The sequence below is a fragment of the Streptomyces sp. MGP-P1 genome (assembly GCF_057766565.1).
Genome location: NZ_JBYMEM010000006.1, coordinates 1,197,522 through 1,224,416 on the forward strand (window position 1 = coordinate 1,197,522; position 26,895 = coordinate 1,224,416).

At 66.5% G+C, this 26,895-nt stretch carries 13 protein-coding genes, 1 tRNA gene and 3 rRNA genes; 14 read left to right on the top strand and 3 right to left on the bottom strand.

Going from position 1 to position 26,895, the window contains the following annotated elements; genetic code table 11:
• Nucleotides 1-4 precede the first annotated feature (4 nt).
• From eccD to AC3CH1_RS21115, 6 genes are all read left to right on the top strand, one after another.
• Nucleotides 5-1,507, top strand: a complete 1,503-nt coding sequence (gene eccD, locus AC3CH1_RS21090) for a type VII secretion integral membrane protein EccD (RefSeq protein WP_488464457.1) — start codon at nt 5-7, stop codon at nt 1,505-1,507.
• A 315-nt stretch (nt 1,508-1,822) separates the two neighbouring features.
• Entirely contained in the window at nt 1,823-2,113 is a 291-nt protein-coding gene (gene rpsO / locus AC3CH1_RS21095; protein ID WP_003965855.1) for a 30S ribosomal protein S15, read from the top strand.
• A gap of 337 nt (nt 2,114-2,450) precedes the next feature.
• Nucleotides 2,451-4,664: a polyribonucleotide nucleotidyltransferase gene (locus tag AC3CH1_RS21100; protein ID WP_488464458.1), complete on the top strand. Its 2,214-nt coding sequence runs from the start codon at nt 2,451-2,453 to the stop codon at nt 4,662-4,664.
• Nucleotides 4,661-6,040: a M16 family metallopeptidase gene (locus tag AC3CH1_RS21105; RefSeq protein WP_488464322.1), complete on the top strand. Its 1,380-nt coding sequence runs from the start codon at nt 4,661-4,663 to the stop codon at nt 6,038-6,040. The genes AC3CH1_RS21100 and AC3CH1_RS21105 overlap by 4 nt, the downstream gene beginning before the upstream one ends.
• Before the next feature lie 17 nt (nt 6,041-6,057).
• Entirely contained in the window at nt 6,058-6,810 is a 753-nt protein-coding gene (gene dapB, locus AC3CH1_RS21110) for a 4-hydroxy-tetrahydrodipicolinate reductase (protein ID WP_488464323.1), read from the top strand.
• An 11-nt stretch (nt 6,811-6,821) separates the two neighbouring features.
• Nucleotides 6,822-7,364, top strand: a complete 543-nt coding sequence (locus AC3CH1_RS21115; protein ID WP_488464324.1) for a hypothetical protein — start codon at nt 6,822-6,824, stop codon at nt 7,362-7,364.
• Between the two features lie 78 nt (nt 7,365-7,442).
• On the opposite strand, the gene AC3CH1_RS21120 is transcribed toward AC3CH1_RS21115, so the two are convergent.
• Complete coding sequence (locus AC3CH1_RS21120) at nt 7,443-7,994, bottom strand: hypothetical protein (RefSeq protein ID WP_007453247.1); 552 nt, start codon at nt 7,992-7,994, stop codon at nt 7,443-7,445.
• A gap of 94 nt (nt 7,995-8,088) precedes the next feature.
• Entirely contained in the window at nt 8,089-8,328 is a 240-nt protein-coding gene (locus AC3CH1_RS21125) for a hypothetical protein (RefSeq protein WP_488464325.1), read from the bottom strand.
• A gap of 194 nt (nt 8,329-8,522) precedes the next feature.
• Between AC3CH1_RS21125 and thyX the strand changes: the two genes are divergently transcribed.
• The 7 genes from thyX (at nt 8,523) to AC3CH1_RS21160 (ending at nt 18,249) form a co-directional block, all read left to right on the top strand.
• A complete protein-coding gene (gene thyX, locus AC3CH1_RS21130) occupies nt 8,523-9,260 on the top strand; it encodes an FAD-dependent thymidylate synthase (protein ID WP_488464326.1) in 738 nt (245 codons plus the stop codon).
• A 152-nt stretch (nt 9,261-9,412) separates the two neighbouring features.
• A complete protein-coding gene (dapA, locus tag AC3CH1_RS21135) occupies nt 9,413-10,312 on the top strand; it encodes a 4-hydroxy-tetrahydrodipicolinate synthase (protein WP_488464327.1) in 900 nt (299 codons plus the stop codon).
• A 146-nt stretch (nt 10,313-10,458) separates the two neighbouring features.
• Complete coding sequence (locus AC3CH1_RS21140; protein ID WP_210936229.1) at nt 10,459-12,144, top strand: ribonuclease J; 1,686 nt, start codon at nt 10,459-10,461, stop codon at nt 12,142-12,144.
• 648 nt (nt 12,145-12,792) lie between these two features.
• Nucleotides 12,793-14,318: ribosomal RNA gene (locus tag AC3CH1_RS21145) — 16S ribosomal RNA — on the top strand.
• 309 nt (nt 14,319-14,627) lie between these two features.
• Nucleotides 14,628-17,753, top strand: a 23S ribosomal RNA gene (locus AC3CH1_RS21150).
• Between the two features lie 79 nt (nt 17,754-17,832).
• Nucleotides 17,833-17,949 (top strand): 5S ribosomal RNA (gene rrf / locus AC3CH1_RS21155).
• Together the 16S, 23S and 5S rRNA genes with 1 tRNA gene alongside form the textbook arrangement of a ribosomal RNA operon.
• Before the next feature lie 227 nt (nt 17,950-18,176).
• Nucleotides 18,177-18,249 (top strand) — tRNA-Thr (locus AC3CH1_RS21160).
• A gap of 52 nt (nt 18,250-18,301) precedes the next feature.
• On the opposite strand, the gene AC3CH1_RS21165 is transcribed toward AC3CH1_RS21160, so the two are convergent.
• Nucleotides 18,302-20,929, bottom strand: coding sequence for a SpoIIE family protein phosphatase (locus AC3CH1_RS21165; RefSeq protein ID WP_488464328.1), 2,628 nt, complete (start codon nt 20,927-20,929; stop codon nt 18,302-18,304).
• 400 nt (nt 20,930-21,329) lie between these two features.
• On the opposite strand from AC3CH1_RS21165, the gene AC3CH1_RS21170 reads away from it, so the two are divergent.
• Complete coding sequence (locus tag AC3CH1_RS21170; RefSeq protein ID WP_488464329.1) at nt 21,330-26,795, top strand: HAMP domain-containing protein; 5,466 nt, start codon at nt 21,330-21,332, stop codon at nt 26,793-26,795.
• The last annotated feature ends 100 nt before the right edge of the window (nt 26,796-26,895 follow it).

Consider the following 26,895-nt stretch of genomic DNA (forward strand, 5'->3'; position numbering starts at 1 on the left):
GACCATGACGGCCCAAGCGGCAGCCACCGGACCCGGTCGGCAGAGTCACGGGACCCCGTCCGGCAGCGGCACCGGATTCTGCCGGGTCACGGTCGTCGCGCCCGACAGCCGTGTCGACGTGGCCCTGCCCGAGGACATCCCCGTAGCCGATCTGTATCCCGAGATCCTCCGGCTGTCCGGACAGAGCCCTGCTCCGGGCGCACCCGTCGGCTACCACCTGGTGCGCCGCGACGGCACGGTCCTGGACAGCGCCCGTACGCTCGCCGGCCACCGCATTCTCGACGGCGAGCTGCTGTCGATGCGGCCCTTCTCCGAATCACTGCCCCCCGCCGTCTTCGACGACGTGTCGGACGCCGTCGCCACCGCCGTGTCCAAGGACCGCACGCTCTGGGGCGACGCCCTCATGCGCGGAGCCGGCCTCTTCGGCGGCTCCGTCCTGCTGACGCTGCTCGGCTTCGTGCTGTGGACGGCCGACCCGCGCCACGACATGAACGGCCTGCCCGGAATTCTGGCCGCCGTCGTCGCCCTGCTCCTGCTCGCCTTCGCCTGTGTGCGTGCGCGGGTGTACGACGACCGCGCCTCGTCCATCGCGCTCGGCACCGGGGCCCTGGTGAACGCGGCGGTGGCCGGCTCCGGTCTGCTGCCCCTGAGCGCCGGGCAGGGCGTCGGACGACTGCAATTCCTGCTCGCCTGTGCGGCGGTCCTGGTGGTGGCGGTCATTCTGATGATCGTCGCGCCCGGCGGGGACGGGCCGTTCGTCGCGTTCGTCTTCGCGAGCGCCGTCGGCCTCCTGGTCACCTTCATCGCGATCCTGAGCGACATGAGGCCGATCGAGGCCGCCGCCGTGTGCTCCCCGCTCGCCGTGGGGGCCCTCGCCTTCCTGCCGGGACTCTCCACCCGCTTCGCCCGGCTGCCCATCGGGTTCGAGCCGCCCCGCACCACGGTCGGCGACTACGGGACCTCCGAGCCCGCGTCCACGGGCCCGGTGGACGCCGTACGCCTCGCCGCCCAGGCGCGGCGCGGCCATGAACTGCTCCTCGGCCTGGTCGGCGGCTGCGCCCTGGTCGCCGTGGCCGCCGCCGCGGTGCTGGGATTCTCGAACAACGTCTGGGGGCAGCTGCTCGCCCTGGCCACCGGCGTCGCCATGCTGATGCGCGCCCATCTGTTCCGCTACACGGCCCAGGTCGGCTGCGCGCTCGCCGCCGGCCTCGGCTCCCTCGTCCTGCTGGGCCTGGGGCTCTCCCTGAACCCGCCGGTCGCCATGATGCACGACGCGCTGCGCGGCGAGGGCGCCGCACTGGCCATCCGTACGGTGTGGCTCGCCGCCGCGGTCGCCGGCGTCGCCGTCCTGATCACCGCCATCGGCCTCATCGTGCCGCGCAAGGGGGTGACCCCGTTCTGGGGACGCTTCCTGGAGATCGCCGAGACGGTCGTCCTGCTGACCCTGCTCCCGCTCTGCCTCGCGGTCTTCGACGTCTACCACTCGATCCGGGCCCTCACCAGCTGATCACCAGTTGATCATCAACTGAGCACCGGAAGGCACCGAACGCCGCTGGATGGCACCGCTTGATCATCGAGGGCCACCGGCCGATCAGCGGAGGGCGGGCGGGCGGGCGGTGGCCGATCAGCGGCGGACAGCGGCTGACCAGCGGTGAGGCGTGACCCGAATGGCTGGTACTCTGTCCAGTGGCCGTTTGTGTACGCGTCCTCGGATCATCCTGGGGGCTGCGCTCATCGGACCTTCGCCTCCGAGTCACGGAAGCTCCCCTGAGATCAAGACCAGGGGCACTCGTGGGCGCTTCGAACATCAAGAGGAGTACGCGTGCCGCTCGACGCCGCTACGAAGAAGCAGATCATGTCCGAGTTCGCCCAGAAGGAGGGTGACACCGGATCCCCCGAGGTCCAGGTCGCCATGCTCTCCCGCCGGATCTCGGACCTGACGGAGCACCTCAAGACGCACAAGCACGACCACCACTCCCGTCGTGGTCTGCTGATCCTGGTCGGCCAGCGTCGCCGCCTCCTGCAGTACCTGGCCAAGAAGGACATCCAGCGCTTCCGTGCGCTCGTCGACCGCCTCGGCATCCGCCGTGGCGCGGCCGGCGGCGCCAAGTAAGGACGCTGTGGAAAGGGAGCGGTTCCCGCGTTGAGGGGACCGCTCCCTTTGCCGTACGTGCACGACCGGTGTCAAGCTCAGTAACCTGGGTGGAGTGACACCCGCTCGCCCGGGAACGCATCAGCGGGAACGCGCGAGCGAAAAACGCAGAAACGCAGAAACGCAAGAACGAGGGAGAGGCGCGACGACGCCGCCGCCGGTCCTCGGTAGTGGCCCCCGGGAACATGCCCGGGAGCTTCGATCGAAGACCGGCCCGCATCCACGGTGCGCCTCTCCCGCACCGTCCCCCGCCACACGGGCGTGAGGACGAAAGACGACGAGTATGGAGAAATCACTAGTGGAGAACGAGACCCACTACGCCGAGGCCGTTATCGACAACGGAACCTTCGGCACCCGCACCATCCGCTTCGAGACGGGCCGCCTGGCCAAGCAGGCCGCAGGCTCCGCCGTCGCGTATCTGGACGACGACACCATGGTGCTGTCGGCCACCACCGCTTCCAAGCGGCCCAAGGACAACCTCGACTTCTTCCCCCTCACGGTGGACGTCGAGGAGCGGCAGTACGCGGCCGGCAAGATCCCCGGCTCCTTCTTCCGCCGTGAGGGCCGGCCCTCCGAGGACGCGATCCTCACCTGCCGCCTGATCGACCGGCCGCTGCGCCCCTCCTTCAAGAAGGGCCTGCGCAACGAGATCCAGATCGTCGAGACGATCATGGCGCTCAACCCCGACCACCTGTACGACGTGGTCGCGATCAACGCCGCCTCCTGCTCCACCATCCTGGCGGGGCTGCCCTTCTCCGGCCCGATCGGCGCCACCCGCGTCGCCCTGATCAAGGGCCAGTGGGTCGCGTTCCCGACGCACACCGAGCTCGAGGACGCCGTCTTCGACATGGTCGTCGCCGGTCGCGTCCTGGAGGACGGCGACGTCGCGATCATGATGGTCGAGGCCGAGGCCACCGAGAAGACCATCCAGCTCGTCAAGGACGGCGCCGAGGCTCCCACCGAGGAGATCGTCGCCGCCGGTCTGGACGCCGCGAAGCCCTTCATCAAGGCGCTCTGCAAGGCCCAGTCGGACCTGGCCTCCAAGGCCGCAAAGCCGGTCGGCGAGTTCCCGGTTTTCCTGGACTACCAGGACGACGTCTTCGAGGCGCTCGCCAAGGCCGTCACCTCCGAGCTGACGCAGGCGCTCACCATCGCCGGCAAGCAGGACCGCGAGGCCGAGCTGGACCGCGTCAAGGAGATCGCTGCGGAGAAGCTTCTCCCGGCCTTCGAGGGCCGCGAGAAGGAGATCTCCGCCGCGTACCGCTCGCTGACCAAGAAGCTGGTCCGCGAGCGCGTCATCAAGGACAAGGTCCGCATCGACGGCCGTGGCGTCACGGACATCCGTACGCTCGCCGCCGAGGTCGAGGCCATCCCGCGCGTGCACGGCTCGGCGCTGTTCGAGCGTGGCGAGACCCAGATCCTGGGCGTCACCACCCTCAACATGCTCCGGATGGAGCAGCAGCTGGACACCCTCTCCCCGGTGACCCGCAAGCGCTACATGCACAACTACAACTTCCCGCCGTACTCCGTCGGCGAGACCGGCCGCGTGGGCTCGCCCAAGCGCCGCGAGATCGGCCACGGAGCGCTCGCCGAGCGCGCCATCGTGCCGGTCCTCCCCTCGCGCGAGGAGTTCCCCTACGCGATCCGCCAGGTCTCCGAGGCGCTGGGCTCCAACGGCTCGACGTCCATGGGCTCGGTCTGCGCCTCCACCATGTCGCTGCTGAACGCCGGTGTGCCCCTCAAGGCCGCCGTCGCCGGTATCGCCATGGGCCTGATCTCCGAGGAGATCGACGGCAAGACCCACTACGTCGCCCTCACCGACATCCTCGGTGCGGAGGACGCCTTCGGCGACATGGACTTCAAGGTCGCCGGCACGAAGCAGTTCGTGACCGCGCTCCAGCTCGACACCAAGCTCGACGGCATCCCCGCCTCGGTCCTGGCCGCCGCGCTGAAGCAGGCCCGTGACGCGCGTCTGCACATCCTGGACGTCATGAACGAGGCCATCGACGTCCCGGACGAGATGTCCCCGAACGCCCCGCGGATCATCACCGTCAAGATCCCGGTGGACAAGATCGGTGAGGTCATCGGCCCGAAGGGCAAGATGATCAACCAGATCCAGGAGGACACCGGCGCCGACATCACGATCGAGGACGACGGCACCATCTACATCGGTGCCCAGCAGGGTTCGCAGGCCGAGGCCGCCCGCGCCACGATCAACGCGATCGCCAACCCGACCATGCCGGAGGTCGGCGAGCGCTACCTGGGTACGGTCGTCAAGACCACCACCTTCGGTGCGTTCGTCTCGCTGATGCCGGGCAAGGACGGTCTGCTGCACATCTCGCAGATCCGCAAGCTCGCCGGTGGCAAGCGCGTGGAGAACGTCGAGGACGTGCTCGCCGTCGGCGCGAAGGTCCAGGTCGAGATCGCCGAGATCGACTCCCGCGGCAAGCTCTCCCTCATCCCCGTCGTCGAGGGTGAAGAGGACGAGACGAAGGACGACACCGACAAGTGACGTCCCGTAGTTCCGCGACGACGGCCCGCCCCTCTTCGGAGGGACGGGCCGTCGCCCGTACCCAAACGCTTCTCCAGGGCAAGGACGGCATCGGCACCGTCCGCCGGACCGTCCTCCCCGGCGGTCTGCGGATCGTCACCGAGACCCTGCCCTCCGTCCGGTCCGCCACCTTCGGCATCTGGGCCAACGTCGGTTCCCGCGACGAGACGCCCACCCTGAACGGTGCGACCCACTACCTCGAACACCTCCTCTTCAAGGGCACCGCCAAGCGCACCGCCCTCGACATCTCCTCCGCCATCGACGCGGTCGGCGGCGAGATGAACGCCTTCACGGCGAAGGAGTACACCTGCTACTACGCGCGGGTCCTGGACACCGACCTGCCGCTGGCCATCGACGTCGTCTGCGACATGCTGACCGGCTCGCTGATCGCCCCCGAGGACGTCGACGCCGAGCGCGGCGTCATCCTCGAAGAGATCGCGATGACCGAGGACGACCCGGGCGACTGCGTGCACGACCTGTTCGCGCACACCATGCTCGGCGACACCCCCCTCGGCCGCCCCGTCCTCGGCACCGTCGACACGATCAACGCGCTGAACCGCGGCCAGATCGCCCGCTTCTACAAGAAGCACTACGACCCCACCCATCTCGTCGTCGCCGCCGCCGGCAACGTCGACCACGCCACGGTCGTACGACAGGTCCGCAAGGCCTTCGAACGCGCCGGGGCCCTCTCCCGCCACGACGCCGTCCCCATGGCGCCCCGCGAGGGCTCCCGCACCCTGCGCACCGCCGGCAAGGTCGAGCTGCTGAACCGCAAGACCGAGCAGGCCCACGTGGTCCTCGGCATGCCCGGCCTCGCCCGCACCGACGAACGCCGCTGGGCGCTCGGCGTCCTCAACACCGCCCTCGGCGGCGGCATGAGCTCCCGCCTCTTCCAGGAGGTCCGGGAGAAGCGCGGCCTGGCCTACAGCGTGTACTCGTACACCTCGGGCTTCGCCGACTGCGGCCTCTTCGGCGTGTACGCGGGCTGCCGCCCGAACCAGGTCCACGACGTCCTGAAGATCTGCCGCGACGAGCTGGACCGGGTCGCCACGCACGGCCTCGACGACGACGAGGTCGCCCGCGCCATCGGGCAGCTCTCCGGTTCCACCGTCCTCGGCCTGGAGGACACGGGCGCGCTGATGAACCGTATCGGCAAGAGCGAGCTGTGCTGGGGCGAGCAGATGTCCGTCGACGACATGCTCGCGCGCATCGCGGAGGTCACCCCCGACGACGTACGGGAGGTGGCGGGCGAACTCCTCACCCGACGCCCCTCGCTCTCGGTCATCGGCCCGCTCAAGGACAAGCAGGCGGACCGCCTCCACGAAGCGGTCTCCTAATCCCTTAAGGAATCAAGATGAGCAAGCTGCGCGTAGCCGTTCTCGGTGCGAAGGGCCGCATCGGCTCCGAGGCCGTCCGGGCGATCGAGGCCGCCGACGACCTGGAGCTGGTGGCGGCCCTGGGCCGGGGCGACCAGCTGCAGATCCTCGCCGACACCGGCGCCCAGGCAGTCGTCGAGCTCACCACCCCCGCGTCGGTGATGGGCAACCTCGACTTCTGCGTCCGGCACGGCATCCACGCCGTCGTCGGCACCACGGGCTGGACCGACGAACGGCTCGCGCAGCTGACCACCTGGCTGGACGACTCCCCGGGGACGGGCGTCCTGATCGCCCCGAACTTCTCCATCGGCGCCGTCCTGACCATGAAGTTCGCGGAGCAGGCCGCCCGCTACTTCGAGTCCGTCGAGGTCGTCGAACTGCACCACCCCAACAAGGTCGACGCCCCCTCCGGCACCGCCACCCGCACCGCCCAGCTCATCGCGGCGGCCCGCGCCAAGGCGGGCAGCGCACCCCAGCCGGACGCCACCGCCACCGCCCTGGACGGCGCGCGCGGCGCGGACATCGACGGCGTCCCGGTCCACGCGATCCGGCTCCGCGGCCTGCTGGCCCACCAGGAAGTGCTCCTCGGCGGCGAGGGCGAGACCCTCACCATCCGCCACGACTCCCTCCACCACAGCAGCTTCATGCCGGGCATCCTGCTCGGCGTCCGCCGCGTGGTGACCACTCCCGGCCTCACGTTCGGCCTGGAACACTTCCTCGACCTGAACTGACTGAGCCCCTCATGCGCGCAAAGATCACCTACATCGTCACGGCCGCCGTCCTGGTCTTCTACTTCGTCCTGGTCGGCAGCCGCGGCCTGATGCTCATCCGGCACGGCACGCTGGTCACGATCACGTTCGGCGTCGCCGTGCTGATCCTGCCGGTGATCGGCGTCTGGTTCCTCTGGAAGAACACCCAGTTCGTCCGCCGCGCCAACGCCCTGGCAGCCGAGCTGGACGCGGAGGGCGGCCTGCCGGTCGACGACCTGGCCCGCACGCCGTCCGGCCGCATCGACCGGGACGCCGCCGACGCGGTCTTCACCAAGCGCCGCGAGGAGACGGAGGACGCCCCGGACGACTGGCGCACCTGGTTCAGGCTGGCGGTCGCCTACCAGGACGCGAGGGACACGCCGAGAGCCCGTAAGGCGATGCAGAGGGCCATCGCACTGCACCGGTCCAGCCCGACGAGCGCTTCTGCCACGCCCGACGAGCCCGCACCCTCCGGCGCGTCCGACACCCCCGCACCACCGAGCCCGGACGCACCAACCGGTCCGTCCGGCGCTTGAGGACATCTTTCCCCGCGTACGCAGATGAGGCCGGGACTCCACAAGGGGCCCCGGCCTCATCTGCGTACAAGCGATGGCTCACACCTGGCGGTACTCGTCCGCCCAGGCCTCCACCGCGTCCGTGGCCCGCTCGAACGCCTCCTCACGCCCTAGGAAGTCCGCGTTGTGGTCGGTCGTCAGCGGCGGCAGCGTCTCACCGCTCTGCCGGACCACGACGAGCGCCTGGCCCTGGACCGTACGGGGAAGACCCATCCACTTCACGGGCTGCTGGACCGTACGAACCGCGGACGTGCCGCTCCAGGCCACCGTGGTGGTCCGGAAGAACGCGACGCGCCGCACTCCATGACGGCTGACCCACGCGCCGACCCGCAGCAGTCGCAGGGCGGCGGCGATCAGCGCACCGGCCAGAGCCAGGCACACGGTGGCGCCGGAAGGCGCTCCGGCCACACCGATGATCATGGCCGCGAGCAGAACGAACGAGGCCAGCAACAACAGGGTGGCCGCCGCCGCGACCCGCCACGGGCCGGGGCGGTAGGGCCGCCGCCAGCTGTCGTGGTCGTCGAACGGCAGCGCGACGTCCTCCGCGCTCGCGTCGAATGCGCGGTCGGCCGTCAGAAAGGGCAGGGGCACGACTCATCCTCACTCACAAGCACGCTCGATTGCTGTGCCCGGTGAGGCTACCGAGAGTGCCACCGGCCCGACCACCCCAGGGGGTCCGTACGAGTCAGCGACCCTGGGACGCCTCGGACTGCTTGCCGTGCTTCGGAGGCTGTTCGGGGTCGAGAGCGGGGATCCCCAGCAGCAGCGAGCCCACGAGACCGGCGACCACGGTCAGCCCGACGAGGGACCGCCCCAGAAGTTCGGGAACGGTGGCGCGGGCCGAGGGAGGGGGAGTGACATTACTGCGGAATCGGTCGGACTCGGCGACGAACGAGAACGGGACGGCTTCACGCCGGCGGAACATGAGGAAACTCTCCTTGATCTCAGTGACGGGTGCTGCTAATGAGTCAGACGTACGAGAGACCGGATCGGTGCCCGAATCGCCGTACTTGTTGGGGGAACTCCACGAACGGCTGCCCGAGGTCGGCGCATGCACGCATGCCGGCGGCCCGTAAAGTGGTCGCCGCCAGAGCGACGCCATTGGAAGGACCCCTGTCGGTGACCGACACTCCCGAACCCGCAAAGCCCCACTTCCGCAGCGACGTCACCGTCGAACTGGTGAAGAGCGACGCGCGCGACGCGGACGTGCTGTTCGCCGCCCGGGTCTCCACCGCCGGCGAGCAGTCGCTCGAAGAGGTCACCAAGGACCCCGAGCGCTCCAAGGGGCTCATCAACTACCTCATGCGGGACCGGCACGGCAGCCCGTTCGAGCACAACTCGATGACGTTCTTCATCAGCGCCCCGATCTTCGTCTTCCGCGAGTTCATGCGGCACCGCGTCGGCTGGTCCTACAACGAGGAATCGGGCCGCTACAGGGAGCTGGAGCCGGTCTTCTACGTCCCCGGAACCTCCCGCAAGCTGGTCCAGCAGGGCCGCCCCGGCAAGTACGAGTTCGTCGAGGGCACCGAGGAGCAGTACGACCTGACGACCCGCGCCATGGAGGAGTCCTACCGGGCCTCCTACGCGGCGTACCAGGAGATGCTGGCCGCGGGCGTGGCCCGCGAGGTCGCCCGAGCGGTCCTGCCCGTCGGCCTCTTCTCCACGATGTACGCCACCTGCAACGCGCGCTCCCTGATGCACTTCCTCGGCCTGCGCACCCAGCACGAGCTGGCGCAGGTTCCGTCCTTCCCGCAGCGCGAGATCGAGATGGTCGGCGAGCAGATGGAAGCCCACTGGGAGCAGCTCATGCCGCTCACTCATGCGGCCTTCAACAAAAATGGACGGGTAGCCCCGTAGGCGGTGTCCGTATTGCGGCGTTTCGAGAAGTTCATCTAGGCTGAACAAACGGACCCGGCACTGCTTGAACCCCCGAGCAGGCAGTGCCGGGCTCCTCTTCCCCGTCCCCCCGAGGGGACCCCCCGTGCTGAGCAGCGAGTAGCGTGTTACCCATGGCTCCGATCTCCACTCCGCAGACCCCCTTCGGGCGGGTCCTCACCGCTATGGTCACGCCCTTCACGGCGGACGGCGCTCTCGACCTCGACGGCGCCCAGCGGCTTGCCGCCCACCTGGTGGACGCAGGCAATGACGGTCTGATCGTCAACGGCACCACCGGTGAGTCCCCGACCACCAGTGACGCGGAGAAGGACCAGCTCGTACGGGCGGTGCTCGACGCGGTCGGCGACCGAGCGCATGTCGTCGCCGGCATCGGCACCAACGACACCCGGCACAGCGTCGAGCTCGCCCGCACGGCCGAGCGCACCGGCGCCCACGGGCTGCTCGCCGTGACGCCGTACTACAACAAGCCGCCGCAGGAGGGCCTGCTCCGGCACTTCACGGCCATCGCCGACTCCACCGGCCTGCCCGTGATGCTGTACGACATCCCCGGCCGCAGCGGGGTGCCGATCGACACGGAGACCCTCGTCCGGCTGGCCGACCACCCGCGGATCGTCGCGAACAAGGACGCCAAGGGCGACCTGGGCCGCGCCAGCTGGGCCATCGCCGAATCGGGACTCGCCTGGTACTCCGGCGACGACATGCTCAACCTGCCGCTCCTCTCGGTCGGCGCGGTGGGCTTCGTCTCCGTGGTCGGCCACATGGTCACCCCCGAGCTGCGGGCCCTGATCGACGCGTACGTGAGCGGCGACGTCCAGAAGGCCACCGAGATCCACCAGAAGCTGCTCCCGGTCTTCACCGGGATGTTCCGTACCCAGGGCGTCATCACCACGAAGGCCGCCCTGACCCTCCAGGGACTCCCTGCCGGACCGCTGCGCCTGCCGCTGGTGGAGCTCAGCGCACAGGAGACGGCCCAGCTCAAGATCGATCTTGCCGCCGGCGGGGTACAGCTCTGAGCACCGACTGCTCTGAACACAGACTTCACAACTGAACACGCGAGGCGACTCGCATCGAGCACCACCCCAAGACAACAGCAAGTGCACGAATGACATGCGCGCCACGTGCCTCAGCGGTACGTGGCGTGCGTGGTAAGGAGAGTCTTTTGAGTCATCCGCATCCTGAACTCGGTACCCCGCCGAAGCTCCCGAAGGGCGCCCTGCGGGTCACCCCGCTCGGCGGCCTGGGCGAGATCGGCCGCAACATGACGGTCTTCGAGTACGGCGGCCGTCTGCTCATCGTCGACTGCGGCGTCCTCTTCCCCGAGGAGGAGCAGCCGGGCATCGACCTGATCCTTCCGGACTTCACCACGATCCGGGACCGCCTGGACGACATCGAGGGCATCGTCCTCACGCACGGTCACGAGGACCACATCGGTGGTGTCCCGTACCTGCTGCGCCTGAAGCCGGACATCCCCCTCATCGGCTCGAAGCTGACCCTCGCGCTCATCGAGGCGAAGCTCCAGGAGCACCGGATCCGCCCGTACACCCTCGAGGTCACCGAGGGCCAGCGCGAGCGCATCGGCGTCTTCGACTGCGAGTTCATCGCGGTCAACCACTCCATCCCGGACGCTCTCGCCGTCGCCATCCGCACCCCCGCGGGCATGGCCGTGGCCACCGGTGACTTCAAGATGGACCAGCTACCGCTGGACGGCCGTCTCACCGACCTGCACGCGTTCGCCCGGCTGAGCGAGGAAGGCATCGACCTCCTCCTCTCCGACTCCACGAACGCCGAGGTTCCCGGCTTCGTGCCGCCGGAGCGGGACATCTCCAACGTCCTGCGCACGGTCTTCGCGAACGCCCAGAAGCGCATCATCGTGGCGAGCTTCGCCAGCCACGTGCACCGCATCCAGCAGATCCTGGACGCCGCACACGAGTACGGCCGCAGGGTCGCCTTCGTCGGCCGCTCGATGGTCCGCAACATGGGCATCGCCCGGGACCTGGGCTATCTGAAGGTTCCCGCCGGACTGGTCGTCGACGTCAAGACCCTCGACGACCTCCCGGACGACGAGGTCGTGCTGGTCTGCACGGGCTCGCAGGGTGAGCCGATGGCCGCCCTCTCCCGGATGGCCAACCGCGACCACCAGATCCGGATCGTCCCGGGCGACACGGTGATCCTGGCGTCGTCCCTGATCCCGGGGAACGAGAACGCGGTCTACCGCGTGATCAACGGCCTGACCCGCTGGGGTGCCAACGTCGTCCACAAGGGCAACGCCAAGGTCCACGTCTCGGGCCACGCCTCGGCCGGCGAGCTGCTGTACTTCTACAACATCTGCAAGCCGAAGAACCTGATGCCGGTCCACGGCGAATGGCGCCACCTGCGCGCCAACGCCGAACTGGGCGCCCTCACCGGCGTGCCGAAGGACCACATCGTCATCGCCGAGGACGGCGTGGTCGTCGACCTCATCGACGGCAAGGCGAAGATCGTCGGCAAGGTCCAGGCCGGTTACGTCTACGTCGACGGCCTCTCCGTCGGAGACGTCACCGAGACCTCCCTCAAGGACCGCCGCATCCTCGGCGACGAGGGCATCATCTCGGTGTTCATCGTGGTCGACAGCTCCTCCGGCAAGATCGTGGGCGGCCCCCACATCCAGGCCCGGGGCTCCGGCATCGACGACGGCGCCTTCGTGGCCGTCACGCCGAAGATCCAGGAAGCCCTGGACAAGTCGGCGCAGGACGGCGTGATGGAGCCCCACCAGCTCCAGCAGATGGTCCGCCGGGTCGTCGGCAAGTGGGTGTCCGACACCTACCGCCGGCGTCCGATGATCCTTCCGGTCGTCGTCGAGGTCTGATCCCTCACGACCGCCTGACCTGGAGCGGGGCCCCCGATTTGCATCGGGGAGCCCCGCTCCAGTACGTTTACGTCTCCGCCTGAACGGGAAGCACCGCGCGCACTCGTGCGCCTGGAGAGCCCCTGACGAGGCGGGAATTCCGACTCAGAATCTCTGATAAAGTCGGATCCGCCGAAAGGCAAGGCCACCCCGCAGGCCACCAGAAATCGAATTCGGACCTGAAACGGAACGAAAAAGAGTCTGGTAAAGTCGGACTCGCCGGAAAGGGAGAACGCGAAAGCGGAGGAACTGGAAAGCGAGATGCGAGACCCGCTTCGACCGGGAATCGGACACGAAAGAGTCTGATAGAGTCGGAAACGCAAGACAGCAAGACAAAGAAGTAAACGAAGGGAAGCGCCCGGAGGGCCCCGGTGAAACGGGACCGAAGGAAGCGTCCGTTCCTTGAGAACTCAACAGCGTGCCAAAAGTCAACGCCAGATATGTTGATACCCCGGCCTGCTTCGGCAGGTTGGTGGTTCCTTTGAAAGTCCTACGGGTCCACTTCGGTGGCCGGTAGGCAATGACACAGCGAGGACGTTGTGAACAGCGGGTCTTATTCCGACCGGTTGTTCCGCTCTCGTGATGTGTGCACCCGATTACGGGTAAACATTCACGGAGAGTTTGATCCTGGCTCAGGACGAACGCTGGCGGCGTGCTTAACACATGCAAGTCGAACGATGAAGCCTTTCGGGGTGGATTAGTGGCGAACGGGTGAGTAACACGTGGGCAATCTGCCCTTCACTCTGGGACAAGCCCTGGAAACGGGGTCTAATACCGGATAACACTCTGTCCCGCATGGGACGGGGTTAAAAGCTCCGGCGGTGAAGGATGAGCCCGCGGCCTATCAGCTTGTTGGTGGGGTAATGGCCTACCAAGGCGACGACGGGTAGCCGGCCTGAGAGGGCGACCGGCCACACTGGGACTGAGACACGGCCCAGACTCCTACGGGAGGCAGCAGTGGGGAATATTGCACAATGGGCGAAAGCCTGATGCAGCGACGCCGCGTGAGGGATGACGGCCTTCGGGTTGTAAACCTCTTTCAGCAGGGAAGAAGCGAAAGTGACGGTACCTGCAGAAGAAGCGCCGGCTAACTACGTGCCAGCAGCCGCGGTAATACGTAGGGCGCAAGCGTTGTCCGGAATTATTGGGCGTAAAGAGCTCGTAGGCGGCTTGTCACGTCGGATGTGAAAGCCCGGGGCTTAACCCCGGGTCTGCATTCGATACGGGCTAGCTAGAGTGTGGTAGGGGAGATCGGAATTCCTGGTGTAGCGGTGAAATGCGCAGATATCAGGAGGAACACCGGTGGCGAAGGCGGATCTCTGGGCCATTACTGACGCTGAGGAGCGAAAGCGTGGGGAGCGAACAGGATTAGATACCCTGGTAGTCCACGCCGTAAACGTTGGGAACTAGGTGTTGGCGACATTCCACGTCGTCGGTGCCGCAGCTAACGCATTAAGTTCCCCGCCTGGGGAGTACGGCCGCAAGGCTAAAACTCAAAGGAATTGACGGGGGCCCGCACAAGCAGCGGAGCATGTGGCTTAATTCGACGCAACGCGAAGAACCTTACCAAGGCTTGACATATACCGGAAAGCATCAGAGATGGTGCCCCCCTTGTGGTCGGTATACAGGTGGTGCATGGCTGTCGTCAGCTCGTGTCGTGAGATGTTGGGTTAAGTCCCGCAACGAGCGCAACCCTTGTTCTGTGTTGCCAGCATGCCCTTCGGGGTGATGGGGACTCACAGGAGACTGCCGGGGTCAACTCGGAGGAAGGTGGGGACGACGTCAAGTCATCATGCCCCTTATGTCTTGGGCTGCACACGTGCTACAATGGCCGGTACAATGAGCTGCGATGCCGCGAGGCGGAGCGAATCTCAAAAAGCCGGTCTCAGTTCGGATTGGGGTCTGCAACTCGACCCCATGAAGTCGGAGTTGCTAGTAATCGCAGATCAGCATTGCTGCGGTGAATACGTTCCCGGGCCTTGTACACACCGCCCGTCACGTCACGAAAGTCGGTAACACCCGAAGCCGGTGGCCCAACCCCTTGTGGGAGGGAGCTGTCGAAGGTGGGACTGGCGATTGGGACGAAGTCGTAACAAGGTAGCCGTACCGGAAGGTGCGGCTGGATCACCTCCTTTCTAAGGAGCACTTCTTACCAGGCTTCGGTCTGGTCAGAGGCCAGTACACCGGCGAATGTTCGGTGCTGGTTGCTCATGGGTGGAACGTTGACTATTCGGCACGGCAGGTTGATCACGGCTAGTACTGCTCTTCGGGGCGTGGAACGTGGTGGTGGATCGGTTGTGTCGGGCACGTTGTTGGGTGTCTGAGGGTACGGGCTCGTTTGAGTCTGTCCTTCGGTTGCCGGCCCCAGTGAACTCGCCTGTATGGGTGGGGTGATGGGTGGCTGGTCGTTGTTTGAGAACTGCACAGTGGACGCGAGCATCTGTGGCCAAGTTTTTAAGGGCGCACGGTGGATGCCTTGGCACCAGGAACCGATGAAGGACGTGGGAGGCCACGATAGTCCCCGGGGAGCTGTCAACCAAGCTTTGATCCGGGGGTTTCCGAATGGGGAAACCCGGCAGTCGTCATGGGCTGTCACCCGCTGCTGAACACATAGGCAGTGTGGAGGGAACGAGGGGAAGTGAAACATCTCAGTACCCTCAGGAAGAGAAAACAACCGTGATTCCGGGAGTAGTGGCGAGCGAAACTGGATGAGGCCAAACCGTATGCGTGTGATACCCGGCAGGGGTTGCGCATGCGGGGTTGTGGGATCTCTCTTTCATAGTCTGCCGGCTGTGAGACGAGTCAGAAACCGTTGATGTAGGCGAAGGACATGCGAAAGGTCCGGCGTAGAGGGTAAGACCCCCGTAGCTGAAACATCAACGGCTCGTTTGAGAGACACCCAAGTAGCACGGGGCCCGAGAAATCCCGTGTGAATCTGGCGGGACCACCCGCTAAGCCTAAATATTCCCTGGTGACCGATAGCGGATAGTACCGTGAGGGAATGGTGAAAAGTACCGCGGGAGCGGAGTGAAATAGTACCTGAAACCGTGTGCCTACAAGCCGTGGGAGCGTCGCTGTATGTGCTTGCACATGCAGTCGTGACTGCGTGCCTTTTGAAGAATGAGCCTGCGAGTTAGCGGTGTGTAGCGAGGTTAACCCGTGTGGGGAAGCCGTAGCGAAAGCGAGTCCGAATAGGGCGATTGAGTTGCACGCTCTAGACCCGAAGCGGAGTGATCTAGCCATGGGCAGGTTGAAGCGGAGGTAAGACTTCGTGGAGGACCGAACCCACCAGGGTTGAAAACCTGGGGGATGACCTGTGGTTAGGGGTGAAAGGCCAATCAAACTCCGTGATAGCTGGTTCTCCCCGAAATGCATTTAGGTGCAGCGTCGTGTGTTTCTTGCCGGAGGTAGAGCACTGGATAGGCGATGGGCCCTACCGGGTTACTGACCTTAGCCAAACTCCGAATGCCGGTAAGTGAGAGCGCGGCAGTGAGACTGTGGGGGATAAGCTCCATGGTCGAGAGGGAAACAGCCCAGAGCATCGACTAAGGCCCCTAAGCGTACGCTAAGTGGGAAAGGATGTGGAGTCGCAGAGACAACCAGGAGGTTGGCTTAGAAGCAGCCACCCTTGAAAGAGTGCGTAATAGCTCACTGGTCAAGTGATTCCGCGCCGACAATGTAGCGGGGCTCAAGCGTACCGCCGAAGTCGTGTCATTCATACACATAGGGCCAACGCCCGTATGGATGGGTAGGGGAGCGTCGTGTGCCGGGTGAAGCAGCCGCGGAAGCGAGTTGTGGACGGTTCACGAGTGAGAATGCAGGCATGAGTAGCGATACACACGTGAGAAACGTGTGCGCCGATTGACTAAGGGTTCCTGGGTCAAGCTGATCTGCCCAGGGTAAGTCGGGACCTAAGGCGAGGCCGACAGGCGTAGTCGATGGACAACCGGTTGATATTCCGGTACCCGCTTTGAAACGCCCAGTACTGAATCAGGCGATGCTAAGTCCGTGAAGCCGGCCCGATCTCTTCGGAGTTGAGGGTAGTGGTGGAGCCGATGAACCAGACTTGTAGTAGGTAAGCGATGGGGTGACGCAGGAAGGTAGTCCAGCCCGGGCGGTGGTTGTCCCGGGGTAAGGGTGTAGCCCGTGTGGTAGGTAAATCCGTCACACATATAAGGGTGAGACCTGATGCCGAGCCGATTGTGGTGAAGTGGATGATCCTATGCTGTCGAGAAAAGCCTCTAGCGAGTTTCATGGCGGCCCGTACCCTAAACCGACTCAGGTGGTCAGGTAGAGAATACCGAGGCGTTCGGGTGAACTATGGTTAAGGAACTCGGCAAAATGCCCCCGTAACTTCGGGAGAAGGGGGGCCATCACTGGTGATAGCACTTGCTGCTTGAGCTGGGGGTGGCCGCAGAGACCAGCGAGAAGCGACTGTTTACTAAAAACACAGGTCCGTGCGAAGCCGTAAGGCGATGTATACGGACTGACGCCTGCCCGGTGCTGGAACGTTAAGGGGACCGGTTAGCTGCCTTTCGGGGTGGCGAAGCTGAGAACTTAAGCGCCAGTAAACGGCGGTGGTAACTATAACCATCCTAAGGTAGCGAAATTCCTTGTCGGGTAAGTTCCGACCTGCACGAATGGCGTAACGACTTCTCGACTGTCTCAACCATAGGCCCGGTGAAATTGCACTACGAGTAAAGATGCTCGTTTCGCGCAGCAGGACGGAAAGACCCCGGGACCTTTACTATAGTTTGATATTGGTGTTCGGTTCGGCTTGTGTAGGATAGGTGGGAGACTTTGAAGCGGCCACGCCAGTGGTTGTGGAGTCGTCGTTGAAATACCACTCTGGTCGTGCTGGATGTCTAACCTGGGTCCGTGATCCGGATCAGGGACAGTGTCTGATGGGTAGTTTAACTGGGGCGGTTGCCTCCTAAAGAGTAACGGAGGCGCCCAAAGGTTCCCTCAGCCTGGTTGGCAATCAGGTGTTGAGTGTAAGTGCACAAGGGAGCTTGACTGTGAGACCGACGGGTCGAGCAGGGACGAAAGTCGGGACTAGTGATCCGGCAGTGGCTTGTGGAAGCGCTGTCGCTCAACGGATAAAAGGTACCCCGGGGATAACAGGCTGATCTTCCCCAAGAGTCCATATCGACGGGATGGTTTGGCACCTCGATGTCGGCTCGTCGCATCCTGGGGCTGGAGTCGGTCCCAAGGGTTGGGCTGTTCGCCCATTAAAGCGGTACGCGAGCTGGGTTTAGAACGTCGTGAGACAGTTCGGTCCCTATCCGCTGCGCGCGCAGGAATATTGAGAAGGGCTGTCCCTAGTACGAGAGGACCGGGACGGACGAACCTCTGGTGTGCCAGTTGTCCTGCCAAGGGCATGGCTGGTTGGCTACGTTCGGAAAGGATAACCGCTGAAAGCATCTAAGCGGGAAGCCTGCTTCGAGATGAGTATTCCCACCCTCTTGAAGGGTTAAGGCTCCCAGTAGACGACTGGGTTGATAGGCCAGATGTGGAAGCCCGGCAACGGGTGGAGCTGACTGGTACTAATAGGCCGAGGGCTTGTCCTCAGTTGCTCGCGTCCACTGTGTTAGTTCTGAAATAACGAACGGCCGTGTTTTCATCCGGTGTTGGTTAATTTCATAGTGTTTCGGTGGTCATTGCGTTAGGGAAACGCCCGGTTACATTCCGAACCCGGAAGCTAAGCCTTTCAGCGCCGATGGTACTGCAGGGGGGACCCTGTGGGAGAGTAGGACGCCGCCGAACAATTTTTCCGGGAAAGCCCCGCACCTTTTGGTGCGGGGCTTTCCTGCGTTCCAGGACCGATCGACGACCATGCAGCCGGTCCGCGCGTGACCCGCATGACGCGTGACGCGTGACCCGCATGACCCGCGCGAACGAGGGGCGCCCGAGAGCCGCGACCCCGGCCGGCCGGGATTGTGAGCATCCCTGGATCCCGTGTATGGTTTACCTCGTTGCCACAGCGCAACGAGGCCCCAATAGCTCAGTCGGTAGAGCGTCTCCATGGTAAGGAGAAGGTCTGCGGTTCGATTCCGCATTGGGGCTCAGAGAAACACGAAAGGCCCCCGCCACTGGCGGGGGCCTTTCACGTTGACGGTCAGACGCGGGGCGGTTCCGGGACGCGCATGGCGAGGATCGCCATGTCGTCCGAGGCCGGCTCCGCCGCGAAGCGTTCCACGGCCCGCAGAATGCGTGAGGCGACCGCTCCGGCCGTCAGGCCCGTACAGGTCGACAGGACGTCCGCGAGGCCGTCGTCGCCCAGCATGCGGCTTCCCTCGCGGCGCTCGGTGACGCCGTCCGTGACGCACAGCAGGACATCGCCCGGGTTGAGGACGACCTCCTGCTCGTACAGGTCGAGGTCCTCGATGACGCCGAGCAGGGGCTGCGGTTCCGCGGCGGACTCGACGGAGCCGTCCTGGCACAGGCGCAGCGGCAGCGGGTGGCCGGCGCAGACGACCTTCAGGAGGGCGCTGCCGTCCTCCTGGGGCCACAGCTCGCCGTACAGGAGGGTCAGGAAGCGGCTGCGGGCGCCCTCGTCGAGGATCGCCGCGTTGAGGCGCTCCAGGACCGCCGGACCGCCGAAGCCCTCACGGGCCAGCAGGCGCAGCGCGTGGCGGGCGAGGCCTGTGACGGCGGCGGCCTCGGGGCCGGTACCGCAGACGTCGCCGATGGCGAAGCCGTATGCCCCGTCGCTGATCGGGAAGACGTCGTAGAAGTCGCCGCCGACCTCGTTGCCCTCGCCCGCGGCGCGGTAGATGACCTCGATCTCGACGTTCGGCACGTCGGGGAGGCCCGGGGGCAGCAGGCTGCGCTGGAGGGACTGGCTGATCGCCATGCGCTCCGAGTACAGCCGGGCGTTGTCCAGGGCCAGGGCGGCCCGGCGCGAGAGGTCCTCGGCCAGTTCCAGGATCTCCTGGCGGAAATGGTCGTCCGAGGGCTTCCCGAGCGTCAGCATGCCGATCACGCGGTTGCGGGCGACCAGCGGAAGGACCACCGTCTCGCCGCCGACGGCCTGGGCCGTGGCGAGGATGGTGCGGGTGGCCGTGCTCATGCTCAGCGGCGCGTCGTACTGCAGGCTGCGGGTCGAGGTGGTCAGCGCGGCACGGTGACCGGCCTCCGAGGGCGCGGCCCAGACCCGGGCGCCCGGGGTCGGTACCGGATCCGGCGGGGCGATCTTGGAGAGCAGGGCCTTGAGCCCGTCGATGAGGTCCTCGTCCTCGTGGAGCACGTAGGAGAGGTACGGCTCGGAGGACTGGTCCGCGATCGTGTAGACGGCGCACCAGGTGGCCAGCGTCGGGACCGTCATCTGGGCCATGAGCGCGAGGGTCTGGTCCCGGTCGAGCGTGCCGGCCAGCAGGTCGGAGGCCTCGACGAGGAAGGACAGGGAGCCGCGGCGCAGCCGTTCCAGCTCGCCAAGGCGGGCGGACTCCACGGCCAGCGCGATGCGGTCCGCCGCGAACTGGAGGCGCAGGGCCTCCTCGTTGGTGTAGCGGCCCGCCGCTTCCGCCGCGACGCCGAGGGAGCCGGTGAGGCGGCCCTCGACCTTCAGCGGGACCGTGACGACCGAGCGCATGCCGGTGTCGGTGAGCAGGGGCACGGCGCCGGGGACGGCCGTGAGGTCCTCGTGGACGGCCGGCATCCGGGCGGAGCCGTAGCGTCCCGTCCCGGCTTCCACGGGGACCCGGGCGAAACGCTGGCGGGCCGAGGGGAGGCCCGTCGTGGCGCGGACCTCCAGCTCCGTCTCGTCGTCCGTCGCGAGCAGGAGGAAGGCCGCGTCGGCGTCGAGCATGTCGCGTGCCCGCTCGACCGTCCGCTGGAGGAGGCCGTCGAGGTCGTCGGGGGCCGGGGAGCCGATGAACACCTCGAACGGGTCCGCTGTGCGATTGTCGGAGGAGGCGTCGGAGACCGGGGCGCGGACGGGGGACTGGAGCACGGCGCGCTCGTCGTCGCGGACGAGGAGACAGACCGTGGAGGGTTCGCCGTCGGTGTCGCGGACCCGCAGGTGCGAGGAGTAGACGGCGATGGTCCGGCCGTCGGCGCCGCGGATTCCGTAACTGCCCTCCCAGCGGGAGAGCTGGAGGGCGTCGGCGATGCCGGTGTTGGTCCCCGGGGTGTGCGGCCAGGCCACGAAGTCGGTGAACTGCTTGCCGGTGACCTGTTCCGCGGTGTGCCCGAAGACGTACGCGGCGTCGTCGTTCCACGCGCTGATCGCGCCGGTGCTGTCGATCTGGACGACGGCGACCCGCACGCGCTGGTCGGTGAGGGGGAGCAGCGAGGTGGGCAGGACCGGGCCGGCGGAGCGGATGCCCACGGGCCGGTCGGGCAGGTCCAGCTGGAACCAGACGTGCTTACGGGTGGGGGAGTACTCGACACCCCAGCGGGAGGCCAGCGCGGCGCAGAGCAGCAGACCGCGGCCGTTCTCGCGGTCGGGGCTGCCGAAGTCGAGGCCGTTGCTCTGGAGCGGGACCTCGCGTTCCGGATAGTGGTCGGCGACCTCGACGCGGACGCCGTCCGCGCTGCGCAGGCACAGCACGTCGGCCGCCGTCCCCGCGTGCACGACGGCGTTGGTCACGAGCTCACTGGTGAGGACGACGGCGTCGTCGACGACATCGTTGTAGCCCCACCCCTGGAGCGTGTCCCGGACGAAGGCGCGGGCGGTCGCGACAGAGCGCCCGACCGGTTCGAAGGTGGCGGCCGCGCGCGCGGTGATCACAGCACTCCCCATATGGTGTCTCGTCACTTTCCCGAGTCCTGTGCCCGTTTATCGCCGCTTCGATTCGCTTGCCAGGCTAGACGTTCGGCGAGGGTGCCGGTTACACGAGGGCCGAGATCGGGACAGGACGGTCTTGTAGTGGTGCGCGGGCGCACAAGTATGGACTCCGGGTGCAAGGGATGGGGGGCAACCGGGACACGTTGCCCGCCGACCGGTCCCGGCCTGGTACGTTGCAACGATTTGACGTCCGCCCGGTCGCCCGTTGACGGTGTGCTGTGGCGGTGAGCCAAAGTGGAACTGGGCAAGCTTCCTTATAGGCCCGAGTGAAACGGTCAACCCCTGCGGGAGGGACACGGTGGAGTCTGGCGTGGCGGCGCAGGGTTCGAAGGCGCGTACAAAAGGCGGACAGTCCGTGAAAAAACAGCGCAATGGCACCGTCGAGGTCGACGCGGCAGCTCTGAACAGACTGCTGGCGGGACTCGCGGCGATGCGCGACGGCAACTTCCGCCGGCGGCTCACCGTCTCCGGCGACGGTGTGATGACGGAGATCTCGGCGGTCTTCAACGAGGTCGCCGACCGGAACCTCCATCTCACCGGTGAGTTGGCCCGTGTGCGGCGCGTGGTCGGCCGGGAGGGGAAGCTCACGGAGCGGTTGGAGACGGGGGCCTGCGAGGGTTCCTGGGCCGCCGCGATCGACGCCTCCAACGAGCTCGTCGACGATCTCGCGCGACCGGTCTCCGAAGTGGGCCGGGTGCTGTCGGCGGTCGCCGACGGTGATCTGGAGCAGCGGATGGAGCTGCGGTCGCACACGACGGACGAGACGGTCCGGCCGTTGCGCGGCGAGTTCCTGAAGGTCGCCCGTACGGTCAACAACCTCGTCGACCAGCTGTCGGTCTTCACCGAGCAGGTGACCCGGGTCGCCGTCGAGGTGGGCACCGAGGGCAAGCTCGGGGGCCAGGCGCAGGTGCGCGGGATGTCCGGGTCCTGGAAGGACCTCACGGACTCCGTCAACACCATGGCGTACCGGCTGACGGCCCAGGTGCGGGACATCGCGTTGGTGACGACGGCGGTAGCCAAGGGCGATCTGTCGCGGAAGGTCACCGTCCATGTGGCTGGCGAGATGCTCCAGTTGAAGAACACCGTCAACACGATGGTCGACCAGCTGTCCTCGTTCTCCTCCGAGGTGACACGCGTCGCCCGTGAGGTGGGTACGGAGGGCGAGCTGGGCGGTCAGGCGACCGTGCCGGGTGTGGCGGGCGTGTGGAAGGACCTCACCGACTCCGTCAACACGATGGCGGGCAACCTCACCTCTCAGGTGCGCGGTATCGCGGAGGTGACGACGGCGGTCGCCAGCGGTGACCTGACGCAGAAGGTCACGGTGAGCGCACGCGGCGAGGTCGCGCAGCTCGCCGAGACGATCAACCAGATGACCGAGACGCTGCGCACCTTCGCGGACGAAGTGACGCGGGTGGCGAGCGAGGTCGGTGGCGAGGGACTGCTCGGCGGTCAGGCGCAGGTGCCGGGCGCGGCCGGGACGTGGAAGGACCTCACCGACTCGGTGAACACGGTCTTCCGGAATCTGACGACGCAGGTGCGCGACATCGCGCAGGTGACGACGGCGGTGGCCAGCGGCGACATGTCGCAGAAGGTCACGGTCGACGTGGCCGGGGAGATGCTGGAGCTGAAGAACACCGTCAACACGATGGTGGACCAGCTCCAGTCGTTCGGTTCCGAGGTGACCCGGGTGGCCCGGGAGGTCGGCGTCGAGGGCCGGCTCGGCGGCCAGGCCGAGGTGCCGGGAGCCGCGGGGACGTGGAAGGACCTCACCGACTCGGTGAACACCGCGTTCCGTAACCTGACCGGTCAGGTCCGGGACATCGCGCAGGTCACCACGGCTGTCGCGAACGGTGACCTGTCGCAGAAGGTCACCGTGGACGTGGCCGGGGAGATGCTGGAGCTGAAGAACACCGTCAACACGATGGTGGCGCAGCTGTCCAGCTTCGCCGACCAGGTGACGCGGATGGCCCGGGACGTGGGCACCGAGGGCCGCCTCGGCGGTCAGGCGCGCGTGGACGGTGTGTCGGGTACGTGGAAGGAACTCACGGACTCCGTCAACTTCATGGCCGGCAATCTCACCTCCCAGGTGAGGCAGATCGCGCAGGTGACGACGGCGGTGGCGCGGGGCGACCTGTCGCAGAAGATCGACGTGGACGCCCGGGGCGAGATCCTTGAGCTGAAGAACACCATCAACACGATGGTCGACCAGCTCTCCGCCTTCGCCGACCAGGTCACCAGGGTGGCACGCGAGGTGGGTACGGACGGGCGTCTGGGCGGTCAGGCGCAGGTGCCCGGCGTGGCCGGGGTGTGGCGCGATCTCACCGATTCGGTGAACGGTATGGCCGGAAACCTCACCGCTCAGGTCCGTAACATCGCGCAGGTCGCCACGGCGGTGGCGCGCGGTGACCTGTCGCAGAAGATCGACGTGGACGCCCGGGGCGAGATCCTGGAGCTGAAGAACACCCTCAACACGATGGTGGACCAGCTGTCCAACTTCGCCGAGCAGGTGACGCGGGTCGCCCGCGAGGTGGGTACGGAGGGCATCCTCGGCGGTCAGGCCGAGGTCCAGGGTGTCTCCGGTACGTGGAAGGACCTCACGCAGTCCGTCAACGGCATGGCGAACAACCTGACGCTCCAGGTCCGCAACATCGCCGAGGTCACCACCGCGGTCGCCAAGGGCGATCTCTCCAAGAAGATCACCGTCGACGCCAAGGGCGAGATCCTGGAACTGGTCACGACCGTCAACACGATGGTCGACCAGCTGCTGAACTTCGCGGACGAGGTCTCGCGCGTGGCCCGCGAGGTGGGTACCGAGGGCATTCTCGGGGGTCAGGCGCGGGTGCGCGGGGCGACCGGCATCTGGAAGGACCTCAGCGAGAACGTCAACCTGATGGCCAACAACCTGACCAGCCAGGTGCGCAACATCTCCCGGGTCTCCTCCGCGGTCGCCAACGGTGATCTGACGAAGAAGGTCACCGTGGAGGCGCGCGGCGAGGTCGCGGAGCTGGCCGACACGGTCAACACGATGGTGACGACGCTGTCCTCGTTCGCCGACGAGGTCACGCGTGTGGCCCGCGAGGTGGGTACGGAGGGCGAGCTGGGGGGCCAGGCGCGGGTGCCGGGCGTCGCCGGTACGTGGAAGGACCTCACCGAGTCCGTGAACTCGATGGCCTCCAATCTGACCGGCCAGGTGCGGCAGATCGCCACGGTCACCACCGCCATCGCCAAGGGCGACCTGACCAAGAAGATCGACATCGACGCGCGCGGTGAGATCCAGGAGCTGAAGAACACCATCAACACGATGGTCGACCAGCTGTCCTCGTTCGCGGAGCAGGTGACCCGGGTCGCCCGCGAGGTGGGCACGGAGGGGCAGCTGGGCGGTCAGGCGCGGGTGCGGGACGTCGACGGCACCTGGCGCGACCTCACCGAGTCGGTGAACGAGATGGCCGGGAACCTGACCCGTCAGGTCCGCGCCATCGCGGCCGTCGCCACCGCGGTGACCCGCGGTGATCTGAACCTGAAGATCGACGTGGACGCGGCCGGCGAGATCCAGGTCCTCCAGGACAACATCAACACGATGATCGCGAACCTGCGCGACACCACCCTCGCCAACAAGGAGCAGGACTGGCTGAAGGGCAACCTGGCCCGGATCTCCGGCCTGATGCAGGGCCGCCGCGACCTGGACGACGTGGCCTCGCTAATCATGAGCGAGCTGACGCCGGTGGTCTCGGCGCAGCACGGCGCGTTCTTCCTGGCCATGACCGCGGGCGACTCGGACGAGGTGGGTCCGGACGACGGTGCGGCCAGCGCGTACGAACTGCGGATGCGGGGGAGTTACGGCTACTCCGCGGGTTCGATGCCGACCTCGTTCCGTCCCGGTGAGACGCTCATCGGGACGGCGGCCGAGGAGAAGCGGACGATCCAGGTGGACAACGTGCCGCCCGGCTACCTGAAGATCTCCTCGGGGCTGGGCGAGGCTCCTCCGGCGCATGTGATCGTGCTGCCGGTGCTCTTCGAGGGCAAGGTCCTCGGCGTGATCGAACTGGCCTCTTTCCAGCCGTTCACGCATATCCAGCGGGACTTCCTCAACCAGCTCGCCGAGATGATCGCGACGAGCGTCAACACGATCAGCGTCAACACCAAGACCGAGAAGCTCCTGGAGCAGTCGCAGGAGCTGACCGAGCAACTGCGTGACCGCTCGCAGGAGTTGGAGAACCGGCAGAAGGCCCTCCAGGAGTCCAACGCCGAACTGGAGGAGAAGGCCGAGCTGCTGGCCCAGCAGAACCGCGACATCGAGGTGAAGAACACCGAGATCGAGGAGGCGCGGCAGGTGCTGGAGGAGCGGGCCGAGCAGCTCGCGGTCTCGATGCGCTACAAGTCCGAGTTCCTGGCGAACATGTCGCACGAGCTGCGCACGCCGCTGAACTCGCTGCTGATCCTCGCCAAGTTGCTGGCGGACAACGCAGAGGGCAACCTCTCGCCGAAGCAGGTGGAGTTCGCCGAGACGATCCACGGGGCCGGCTCCGACCTGCTCCAGCTGATCAACGACATCCTCGACCTGTCGAAGGTCGAGGCGGGCAAGATGGACGTCAGCCCGACCAGGATCGCGCTGGTCCAGCTGGTCGACTACGTGGAGGCGACCTTCCGCCCGCTCACCGCGGAGAAGGGGCTCGACTTCTCCGTACGGGTGTCGCCGGAGCTCCCCGCGACGCTGCACACCGACGAGCAGCGCCTGCTGCAGGTGCTGCGCAACCTGCTCTCCAACGCGGTGAAGTTCACCGACGGCGGTGCGGTGGAGCTGGTGATCCGGCCGGCCGGTGCCGATGTGCCCAACGCGATCCGGGAGCACCTGCTGGAGGCCGGTTCGCTGCGGGACGCGGACGCCGATCTGATCGCCTTCTCGGTCACGGACACCGGCATCGGGATCGCGTCCAGCAAGATGCTGGTGATCTTCGAGGCGTTCAAGCAGGCGGACGGCACGACGAGCCGCAAGTACGGCGGCACCGGCCTCGGTCTCTCCATCAGCCGGGAGATCGCGCGGCTGCTCGGCGGCGAGATCCACGCGGCGAGCGAGCCGGGACGCGGTTCCACCTTCACCCTGTACCTGCCGCTGCACCGCGCCGAACTGCCGCCCCAGGGCTACCCGGCGGTGGGTTCCGGTTCCGCCGAGGTGCTGGGCGGCGCGGGCGACATGGGGCACGTGCAGTCCCCGCAGGGGCAGCCGGCTCCGTTCGGCGACCCGGCCAACTCCGCCGGGATGTTCCGGCGGCGGCGCAAGGCCCTGGAGGACGCGGCCCGCAGGCCCGCGCTGCCGACCGGCCGCACCACGCCCGAGAGCTCCCCGCAGCAGGAGGAGTGGGTGCAGGCGCAGGGGAGCCAGGGCGAGAGCCAAGTGCAGGGCCAGTCGGCGGCCGAGGAGAGGGAGCCCCGGCGGACGTTCCGCTTCCGCGGTGAGAAGGTCCTCATCGTCGACGACGACATCCGCAACGTCTTCGCGCTCACCAGCGTGCTGGAGCAGCACGGACTGGCGGTGCTGTACGCGGAGAACGGCCGTGAGGGCATCGAAGTCCTGGAGCAGCACGACGATGTGACGGTCGTGCTGATGGACATCATGATGCCCGAGATGGACGGTTACGCGACGACGACCGCGATCCGTCGGATGCCGCAGTTCGCCGGGTTGCCGATCGTCGCGCTCACCGCGAAGGCCATGAAGGGCGACCGGGAGAAGGCCATCGATTGCGGGGCTTCCGACTATGTGACGAAGCCGGTCGATCCCGATCACTTGCTTGCGGTGATGGAGCAGTGGATGCACGGAGAGTGATAGAGATGGGAAGAAATGAGCATCAGTTGTTGACCGGCTGTGCTCGAACGGGTGTGAACCCGCCGTACTGGGGAACCTTCTGGTCTCCAACCGCGTTTGC

Excerpts from the sequence above, each read along its gene's own strand:
- dapA (WP_488464327.1), top strand. The coding sequence starts at position 9,413 with ATGGCTCCGATCTCCACTCCGCAGACCCCCTTCGGGCGGGTCCTCACC.
- eccD (WP_488464457.1), top strand. The coding sequence starts at position 5 with ATGACGGCCCAAGCGGCAGCCACCGGACCCGGTCGGCAGAGTCACGGG.
- AC3CH1_RS21125 (WP_488464325.1), bottom strand. The coding sequence starts at position 8,328 with ATGTTCCGCCGGCGTGAAGCCGTCCCGTTCTCGTTCGTCGCCGAGTCC.
- dapB (WP_488464323.1), top strand. The coding sequence starts at position 6,058 with ATGAGCAAGCTGCGCGTAGCCGTTCTCGGTGCGAAGGGCCGCATCGGC.
- AC3CH1_RS21115 (WP_488464324.1), top strand. The coding sequence starts at position 6,822 with ATGCGCGCAAAGATCACCTACATCGTCACGGCCGCCGTCCTGGTCTTC.
- AC3CH1_RS21165 (WP_488464328.1), bottom strand. The coding sequence starts at position 20,929 with ATGGGGAGTGCTGTGATCACCGCGCGCGCGGCCGCCACCTTCGAACCG.